Source organism: Amycolatopsis thailandensis, assembly GCF_042723255.1.
Lineage (GTDB): Bacteria > Actinomycetota > Actinomycetes > Mycobacteriales > Pseudonocardiaceae > Amycolatopsis > Amycolatopsis thailandensis.
Genome location: NZ_JBHXJK010000038.1, coordinates 62,746 through 72,081, shown reverse-complemented (window position 1 = coordinate 72,081; position 9,336 = coordinate 62,746). Strand labels below are relative to the sequence as shown.

At 68.5% G+C, this 9,336-nt stretch carries 7 protein-coding genes; 4 read left to right on the top strand and 3 right to left on the bottom strand.

Translation table 11 applies throughout. The features are described from left to right. The first annotated feature begins 179 nt into the window (after positions 1 to 179). Positions 180 to 1,418, top strand: a complete 1,239-nt coding sequence (locus ACFWMR_RS17590; RefSeq protein ID WP_378379087.1) for an HNH endonuclease signature motif containing protein — start codon at positions 180 to 182, stop codon at positions 1,416 to 1,418. A 53-nt stretch (positions 1,419 to 1,471) separates the two neighbouring features. Here the strand turns inward: ACFWMR_RS17590 and ACFWMR_RS17585 are convergent, their stop codons facing one another. The 3 genes from ACFWMR_RS17585 to ACFWMR_RS17575 all read right to left on the bottom strand — a co-directional run bounded on the left by ACFWMR_RS17585 (position 1,472) and on the right by ACFWMR_RS17575 (position 4,763). Beyond that, the gene (locus ACFWMR_RS17585) at positions 1,472 to 2,824 is read right to left on the bottom strand and encodes a deoxyguanosinetriphosphate triphosphohydrolase family protein (RefSeq protein ID WP_378379086.1); all 1,353 of its coding nucleotides are present in this window, start codon (positions 2,822 to 2,824) and stop codon (positions 1,472 to 1,474) included. A gap of 125 nt (positions 2,825 to 2,949) precedes the next feature. Beyond that, positions 2,950 to 3,813 (bottom strand): sigma-70 family RNA polymerase sigma factor, encoded by an 864-nt coding sequence (locus tag ACFWMR_RS17580; RefSeq protein ID WP_378379085.1) that lies wholly within the window; start codon positions 3,811 to 3,813, stop codon positions 2,950 to 2,952. 35 nt (positions 3,814 to 3,848) lie between these two features. Then, entirely contained in the window at positions 3,849 to 4,763 is a 915-nt protein-coding gene (locus ACFWMR_RS17575; protein ID WP_378379084.1) for a glycoside hydrolase family 16 protein, read from the bottom strand. A 121-nt stretch (positions 4,764 to 4,884) separates the two neighbouring features. Between ACFWMR_RS17575 and ACFWMR_RS17570 the strand changes: the two genes are divergently transcribed. Genes ACFWMR_RS17570 through ACFWMR_RS17560 form a run of 3 tightly spaced genes read left to right on the top strand, consistent with a single transcriptional unit; the run spans position 4,885 to position 9,336 of the window. Next, complete coding sequence (locus ACFWMR_RS17570) at positions 4,885 to 5,595, top strand: GntR family transcriptional regulator (RefSeq protein WP_378379083.1); 711 nt, start codon at positions 4,885 to 4,887, stop codon at positions 5,593 to 5,595. 52 nt (positions 5,596 to 5,647) lie between these two features. After that, positions 5,648 to 9,043, top strand: a complete 3,396-nt coding sequence (locus ACFWMR_RS17565) for a TM0106 family RecB-like putative nuclease (RefSeq protein WP_378379082.1) — start codon at positions 5,648 to 5,650, stop codon at positions 9,041 to 9,043. After that, complete coding sequence (locus ACFWMR_RS17560) at positions 9,040 to 9,336, top strand: hypothetical protein (RefSeq protein WP_093934335.1); 297 nt, start codon at positions 9,040 to 9,042, stop codon at positions 9,334 to 9,336. Before ACFWMR_RS17565 ends, ACFWMR_RS17560 begins: the two co-directional genes overlap by 4 nt.

Below are 9,336 nucleotides of genomic sequence, written 5' to 3'. Positions count from 1 at the left end.
CCCTTGAGGGACCCAGGGTCCCTCAAGGAGGCCTTCACGGACATCACATCCAGCACTGTGCCGACGATCTCCTGCAGATGCCAACTATCACCTGTCGTCACAACCACCCTGATCCGGAAACTAAACTCGAAACACTTTTCACATTCGCACATGTGTTCGATTTCTGGTATTCTTGCAGGGTGTCCAGTCAGCGAATCCTCGAGCCGCCGCGGGAGTTGTGGCGGGCCGGTGCGCGGGAGCTCGCGCACGGTGTGGTCGAGCGGTTGTCGCTGGCGCGGCAGGCGCTGGCGGAGGTGGGGCAGTTCCTGGTGGAGATCGAATCCCGGGGCCCGATGGAACTGTTCGGGCATGGGTCGACGGCGGGCTGGTTCGCCGAGACCGCCCGGGTCAGCCCGAAGGAGGCGGGTGCGACCGTGGCGCGGGCGGTGGCGCTGAACGAGGGCCGGAATCTGGACGGCACCCCCGCACCCGCCTTCGCCCCCATCGCAGGGGCCGCCGCGGCCGAGGGTGAGCTCGGGCATCAGCAGCTGGATCCGATCCTCGCGCTCCTGAAGAAGATCCCGGCGGATGTGTCAGAGGAAGACCGGTCGGGCGCGGAACGGATCCTGGTGAATCTGGCCCGCCGTGCCGGCCCGCACGAGATCGGCAGGATCGGCGCGGAGCTGCTGGCTCATCTCGATCCTGATGGGAACGAGCCGAAAGACGACGATCTGCCACCGCCCTCACGCGAGGTGCATGTGCGCGAACGCGAGGATGGCTGGTGGCGGCTCCATGGGCTGCTCGACCCGGAATTCGGGGCTCGCGTGAACGCCTTGTTCGAGACCTGGGGACAGCGAAGACCCGTCGACGAGGACGGCAACCGCGACCCCCGCACCCCCGGCGAACGCCACGGCGACGCACTCTTCGACGCCATCCACTACGCCATGACCAACGACAAAGCCCCCACCCTGTCCGGGGACCGCACCACCATCGTCGTCACCATCCCCCTCGACACCCTCACCACAGGACTGGGGTCAGCCTGTGTCGACGAAGTCACCCGGATCACCGCCCGCCACGTCCGCATGCTGGCCTGCGACGCGAAGATCATCCCCGCGGTGCTCGGGTCGGAGAGTGAACCCCTCGACATCGGCCGGGCCGCCCGCACCGTCACCCCCGCGCAACGCCGGGCTTTGAACCTCCGCGACCACGGGTGCGCTTTCCCCGGCTGCCACCGCAAACCCAAACACTGCGAAGCCCACCATATTCTTCCCTGGGGTGCACTCGGCGACACCGACCTGAACAATCTGTGCCTGCTGTGCCGCTATCACCACATGGTCATCCACGGACAATCCGGCTGGACAGTCCACCTCGCCACCGACGGCAAACCCGAGTTCGTTCCACCCCAATACCTCGACCCACTACAGAAGCCACGCCGCTGAACCCGAGAAGCCCGCCACCACCACCGGCGACGGGCCCCTCGGCATGCCCACGTTCAGTTGAACCAGGTACCGAACATCGAACTCTGCGACCGTCCGGCCAGCCGCTCTCCGAGATCGACCGCTTGTGCCTCGGTGAGCAGGCAGATGTAGTCGGTGACCGCCCGAGCGCACCGGGCCTCCTTGTTCTTCTCGGATATCCCCTCGGCCGTGTCGTCATGCGTGATATCCCGATAGATCCCCCGGAGTTGGATGGGGATCTTCGGGCTGCTCGGCGACTTCTCCAGACACGCGAGCAACCGATCGAAGAGGGAGCCGATGATCCTCTTCTGGCCTTCCTGGTGGATCGCCAGCGGCGGCCTGTCGATCACGTAGAACCACGTGAGTTCCTTCAGCGCGGCGACCCGGTACTGACTGCTTTGTTCGATCTCCACGTAGGGCGGTTCGTCGAGAAGCCGGACCGCCTTCACGAACCGGGTGAGATGGCCGCTGCTGATCTTGTTCATCTGCACCCGGTTCTTCCGGGTCTCCCAGCACTGAGAGTGCAGGCGCCCGCCGAACTCGGAGATGATCGTGTCGAGCTCGTTCCGAAATCGAAACTCGTCGAATCCCTTGTGTTCCTTCAAACGACCGAGGCCATGCTTGACCATTCTTTCCTTGTCGACCGACAAACTATGCAAAGGGATCAGCCCGGCACGGAAGTAGTCCTCGAGATCATGGGTCGCGTAGCTGATGTCGTCGGCCCAGTCCATCAGGACCGCGTTCGCCGACCTCAAGTCCTCGCGGCTGCCTTTCCTCGCCCAATCGAAATCCACCTTTTCGGTCTGATAGGCGCCCCACTTGTCGCCATAGCCACGGTCGGTCCACAAGGCTGTCGGCTTGGCCGAACCACGCGGCTTGAGGCGCGGGTACTTGAGGATCGCGTTCAACTTCGCCTGGGTCAGGTTGAGGCCCGCGTGCTCCGTCTTCCGCCGGGCGAGTTTCGTCACCACTCGGAAGGACTGCGCGTTCCCCTCGAAGCCTTCCAGCCCGTCCACCTGGGCCAGCCGCTGGTCGAGGACCTCCTCGGCGATGTGCCCGAACGGCGGATGCCCGATGTCGTGCACGAGTCCCGCCGTCTCGACGACGTCCTCGTTCAGATCCGATCCCTCCGGAAAACCCGCGTCACTCGATTTGTAACGCAGATGCTGCACGAGTCTTCGACCCATCTGCGCGACCTTCAGACTGTGCGTGAGCCGGTTGTGCAGCACCAGCTGCTCATTGACCGCGGCGACCTGCGCCACCCCCGCCAGCCTCCGAAACGCGGATGAATAGAGCACTCGGTCGCGGTCGCGTTGATACGCGTCCCGGTAGGTCTCCTCCTCGCGCACTTTGTGGCGTCGAGCCTTTCCGGACGTCCCCTCCGACATGGTCGCCTCCTCGTCGTAGCTCCAAGAGCCTTGAAAAGAAGGCGGACCATGCCGAAAAATCGTTAACGGCTCCGCCCAGGCGGCGAAGTCATCGGTACTGGTTCGCGACCGAACCGCAACCCGGATCAGTCCAAAATCGCCAGCTCCAGCCCTCGCAACCGGTCCTGGTCCGCGATGACGTCGATCTCGGTGATCCGCCCGTCCTCGAACGTGAACGCGAGCACCACCGAAGGCCGTCCTTCGTCCGCCATGACGAGGCCGACGCCGCCGTTCACGAGCGCGAGCTGTGTGACAGCCGCCCGCACGGAAGCGGCCGCGGCACCCCGCGCCACCATGCCGGCACCCCGCAGGAAGACCGGCGTGGGCGAGAGGCCCGCCGCCTTGTCGGCACGGAGGACGACGTCGGGGTGGAGCAGTTCGAGGAGCGCTTCGAAGTCCCCGCCGCGGGCTGCGGCCAGGTAGGCGTCGACGACCTGCCGTCGTCGCGCGAGGTCCGGTTCCGCGGCGGCGGAGCGGCCCTGGACGCGGCGCCGGGCGCGGCTCGCGAGCTGCCGCGCGGCGGCCGGGGTGCGGTCGATCAGCGGGGCGATCTCGTCGAACGGCACGGCGAACATGTCGTGCAGGACGAAAGCGAGCCGTTCGGCGGGGGCCAGCGTGTCCAGGACCACCAGCATCGCGAGCCCGATCGAGTCGGCCAGCACCGCGTCGGCGGCGGGGTCGGCCGAGGAGTCGGCGGGTTCGGCGGACACCTCGTCGAGTGGTTCCTCCCGTCGGTGGTCGCGCGAGCGCAGCACGTTCAGGCACACCCGCGCCACGACCGTCGTCAGCCAGCCGCCAAGGTTCTCGATCTCCGAAGCGTCGGTCCGGTTGAGCCGCAGCCACGTGTCCTGGACGGCGTCTTCGGCCTCACTGGCAGAGCCCAGCATCCGGTACGCCACCGCCCGCAGCCGGACGCGGTGTTCCTCGAAACGTTCCGTCAGCCGATCCACCGCACTCCTCGTTCCCGCAGAACCCCGCCTCACATCTAACAGCCACCGAGATCGTCGGCGAACCGCACGCCCGACGAGCGGTGAGCGGCGGCCCTGTCCACGGCAGCCTGCGGCGTGAGGACCTCGTTCTTCGCGTAATAGACCCAGTCCACCTGTTCGAGGTAGGTGCTCGTGCCGCCGGAGTGCTGGGTGAGGTCGATGAACCACTGGTTCACGTTCAGGGACATGGCCTGCCGCGGGTAGACGTCGAACGGCCCGCCGCGGTCGTGGTCGGCCACCAGCGCGCCGTCGATGTAGTACCGGACGTGGCCGTCGGACACGGTCGCGGCGACGGAGTGCCAGCCGTCGACGCTGCGGCGCTGGCTGTCGCTCTTGTTCTCGGCGTACCAAGGGTCCGGCGTGTAGGTGTGCCAGCTGGTCTGGAAATTCACCGGCCCCGCCTCGCCCCAGCCGCCGTTGGGCAGGTACTCGGAGAAGTCCAGCTCGCTGTAGATCGGGTCGTTGTCGTAGCGGAGCGGGCTGATGGTGAAGAACGTCTGGTTGATCCTGTCCCCGTCGGGGCCGGACGCGGGCGCGTCGGAGAAGCGGATCCGCGCCGCGTAGGTCCCTTCGAAGAACCGCCGGTCGGACTGCATGATCTCGGTCTGTGTCGTGCCCCTTGGCGTGCCGTCGGTGGCGGAGGCGAGTTGCAGCACCTTGTCCCCATCGGACGTCGGGAACGTGATGCCTTCCGGAGCCCATCGCGCGCCGCCGACGCCGGGACCTCCGGCACCGGAGCGCACTTCCCAGCCGCGCTGGGCAAGGAGACCGTCGGTGTGCGAGCTGTAGTGGAAATCGTCGAACAACGCCCCGCAGGCGGCCGCCCCTGCCGCGGTACCCGGCGCCATCCCGAGGGCGGCCACCGACAAGGCGGCGACGGCTACGAAGCGAAACTTCCCCGGTGCAGACATCGTTGTCTCCTTTACCACTGGTCAGTTTTTACCAAGGTCGCCTCCCGAACTGGTAAAGTCAATAGGTCTAGACAACTTGTCCACCAGCCAAGTTCCCCTGACCACTGGGTAGGCTGCGGCCATGCGGCGGACAGAGGTCAAGGAACGACTGCGCCAGCTCATCGAGCGGCGGCTGCCGGGTGAGGTCCTGCCTTCGGAACGCGCGCTGAGCACCGAAATCGGCGTCTCGCGCCCCACCCTCCGGGCCGCGATCGACGAGCTGGAACGCGACGGTCTCGTGGTCCGCGAGCACGGCCGGGGCACGTTCACCGCACCGCGCAAGATCTCCCAGGACCTCGTGCCCGCCACCGGCCGCGAGCAGTACGCGCCGCCCGCCGAGGGCGACTGGAGCAGCCGGGTGATCGACTTCGCCACCACACCGGCGGGTGCCCGGCTGGGCAAACGGCTCGAGGTCTCCCCCGGTCGCCAACTGGTCGCCGTCACCCGGATCCGGGTCGTCGAAGAGGCGCCGATGGCGATCGAGCGGATTCTGGTCCCGCGGGATCTCGTGCCGGACATCACGGCCGCCGGCTTCGAGTCCGGCTCGTTCTACGAGCTGCTCCGCACGCGATACGAGGTCGTCCCCGCGACGGCCGTGCAGGTCATCGAACCCACGGTCACCGACACCGACGAGTCCACCTTGCTCGGTGTACCGCTGCACTCCCCCGCGCTGCTGTTCGAGCGCACCACCCGCGACGCGGACGGCCGCGTGATCGAGTACACCCGCTCGATCTACCGGGGCGATCGCTACCGGATCACCTCACACCTCAAGTTCGACCACACCTCCGGCTGACTCCGGCGTGCCGGGGCGGCCCGCCGGAGCGTCCATGTAAGACTGCCGGGCGATGTACACCCCGTCCGATCTCGCCGACCTGCTCGAATGCGAGCACCGCAGCCTCCTGAACCAGGCGCTGGCCGCAGGCCTCCCAGGAGCGCCGCGGCCGGGCTCCGGGCCGGATCAGCTGGCGGTCACACACGGGCGCGCGCACGAGGCCGCGACGCTGGACAAGCTGCGCGGCGAGCGGAGCGCCGTCGTCGAGATCGACGAACGAGACCCGGTCGTCGCCGCGAAAGCCACCGAGGAGGCGCTACGGGCGGGCGCCCCGGTGATCTACCAGGCGGTCTTCCACGACGGCGAGTTCTCCGGCCGTGCCGACTTCCTGATGCGGGACGACGAAGGCCGCTACGAGGTCTACGACACGAAGCTGGCCAGGCACGCGAAGCCCGCAGCGGTGGTCCAGCTGACCGCGTACGCCGACGCCCTTCGCCGAGCGGGCTGGCCGGCCGGTCCTCGGATGCATCTGCTGCTGGGCGACCACAGCACCCGTTCGTTCCGGGTCGACGACTTCCTCCCGCTGGTGGACCGGCTCAGCGCCCGGCTGGAGAATCGGCCGCCGACCCTGCCGGTCCCGATCTGGGCCGACGAGCGGCCCGCCTGCGGCGGCTGTTCCTTCTCCTCGCACTGCGCGAGCGCCCGCGAGGCCGACAGGGATCTCTCGCTGGTCGCGGGGATGCGCGGTGACCAGCGGCGCAAACTCGTCGCCGCGGGCCTCGGCACCATCGACGAACTCGCGGCGGCCACACCGGAAGACCGGCCGCGCGACATCTCGACGACATCGTTCACCACGCTGCGCGCGCAAGCCGCGATCCAGGTCCGGCAGGACGCCACCGGGCAGATCGCCTACGAGATCATCGACCCGGACGCGCTGGCCGAACTGCCGCCGCCCGCGCCCGGCGACGTCTTCTTCGACATGGAAGGCGATCCCTACGCTCTGGCCGGTGAAGGGCTCGAATACCTCTTCGGCGCGGTGACGGACGAAGACAGCACGAAGTTCACACCGTTCTGGGCGCACAACCGGTCGCAGGAGAAGCGTGCCTTCGAGGAGTTCGTCGACTTCGCCACCGCGAGGCTGACCGAACACCCCGGCTCGCACGTCTACCACTACGCCCCGTACGAGGTCACCGCGATCAAGCGGCTCGCCGCCGTGCACGGGACCCGCGAGGACGCCGTCGACCACCTGTTGCGCAGCGGCGGCCTGGTGGACCTGTATTCCGTGGTGCGCAAGGCACTCCGGGTCTCGCAACGGTCGTACTCCATCAAATACCTCGAACCTCTCTACATGCCCGAAGCCCGCGACGGCGACGTCAAGACGGCGGTTTCGAGCATCGAGGCCTACGAGGAATACCTGACGCTCACCGCTTCCGGCGAGACCGCGCACGCGGCCGAGGTGCTGCGCGGGATCAGCGACTACAACGAATACGACTGCGTCTCCACGCTGCGGCTGTTCGAATTCCTCCACAAGATCCGCGTGGACGAAGGGATCGCGCTCGCCGAGCCGCCCGAAGAGTCCGATGTGGACGCTCTGCTCCGCCAGACCGAAGAGGACGTCGCCGCCCAGAAACGCGCCGAACGCGCCGCACAGCTGGCCGCTCTGGTCGATCCGCTGCTGGACGGGTTGCCCGACGATCCGGCCGAGTTCACCGGCGAGGACCGCGCCCGCGCGCTGCTGGCCGCGTCCGTCGGCTATCACCGCCGCGAGACGAATCCTGCCTGGTGGGAGTACTTCCGCCAGCTCGCCGCCCCGCTCGGCGACCTGGAGACCGACAACGCCTGCACCGTCCCGGTGGCCATGGAGGCCGGGGAATGGGTACCGCCGTCGGGCCGGGTCCGCAAGGCGAAGCGCTCGCTGAGCCTCCGCTGCGACCCGGACCGGCCGCATCCCTTCGCCCCCGGCGACGACGTCCGCCTGCGCTACGGCGCGGCCGCGCGGGACGCCAAGGTCGTCTCGGCCACGGCCGTGGAACTGACCCTCGAAGAGAGCTGCCCGCCCGACGAGACCACCGCCGACCGCCCGGTGGCGGTGCTGCCGGGGAGCCCGGTGCGGCCCTCCCCCAAGGACGACGCGGTCGCGGATCTCGCCCGGCTCGTCGTCGACGCGCTGCCGGTGCTGCCCGCCCATCCCGGCGTCGACCTGCTCCGGCGCACGACGCCCCGGCTGCGTGACGACCGCACCCTGCCGGAACCCGGGGCGGATCTGGTGACCACGGTGATCGAAGCCGTCGAGGCGCTCGACGGCTCCACGCTCGCCGTCCAGGGCCCGCCGGGGGCGGGCAAGACCTACCTCGCCGGCAGGCTGATCGCGAAGCTCGTCCGCGCGGGCAAGACGATCGCCGTCACCTCGACCAGCCACAAGGCCGTGGAGAACGTGCTGTCCGCCGCGCTGAAGAACGCGCCGGACCTGCCGTGCGCCAAACGCGCCAAGCGGACCCCGGATCCGGCCGCGCCCTGGGAACAGCCCAAGACCAACCCCGCGCTGGTGAAATGGCGCGAGGAGCACGACACCGGCCATCTCGTCGGCGGGACCGCGTGGACGTTCGCGAACGCCGCGATCCGGGAAGAGCCGTTCGACCTGCTGATCATCGACGAGGCGGGCCAGTTCGCCCTCGCCGACGCGCTCGCGGTGTCGATGTGCGCCAAGAACCTCCTGCTGCTGGGCGATCCGCAACAGTTGCCGCAGGTCGTGCAGGGCACGCATCCCGCGGGTGCCGAGGCGTCCGCGCTCGGGCACCTGATCGGCGAGGCCGACATCATCCCGGCCGAACTCGGCTACTTCCTCGACGAGACCCGCCGGATGCACCCGGCCGTCTGCGCGCCGGTGTCGCGGCTGTCCTATGCGGGCCGTCTTCACTCGCATCCCTCGGCGGCCGAGCGGAAGATCGACGGCGTCGAAGCGGGTCTGTACCTGGCCGAGGTCGACCATCACGGCAACACGACGCGGTCGGTCGAGGAGGCCGAGGCGGTGACCGCTCTCGTGGCCGAACTCCACGGCCGGGCCTGGACCGATCACGGCGATCCCCGGCCGCTCGGCGACGAGGACATCCTGGTCGTGGCTCCGTACAACTTGCAGGCCCGCGTGGTGGCGCGAGCGCTGGACCAGGCCGGATATCCCGGCGTGCGGGTGGGCACCGTGGACCGGTTCCAGGGGCAGGAGGCGCCGGTGGTGATCACCACCATGACCTCGTCGTCGGCGGTCGATCTGCCGCGTGGCCTGGACTTCCTGCTCTCCCGCAACCGGCTGAACGTGGCGCTCTCGCGGGCGCAGGCGCTCGCGATCGTGGTGTGCTCACCACGGCTGGTCGAGGCCGACATCCGCACGGTCGACCAGATGCGGCTGGTTTCGGGCATGCTCGGGTTGATGACCGAAGCCGTGCCGTGGCACGCAGGACGGAGTGGACGATGACCGAGAACAGCCCGGACAAGAAGCCGGAGATCCTCGACGCCGAGATCGTCGAGGAGAACCCGACGCCGCCGGTCGAGGTCCCGGAGCCGGATTACAGCGAGTCCGGCGTGCCGTCGTTCGATCACGTGCGGGACCGGATCGAGCAGCGGTACACGACGTCGATCGGCTCGACCGAGCTCGCGGGCCTCGGCGGCAAGGAGGACGTGGCCTCGCTCGACAAGAAGATCGCCGACCGCGACAAGGCCGCCAAGGACAAGCTGGCCGAGATCCGCCGCGCGATGCGGGAGCAGTGA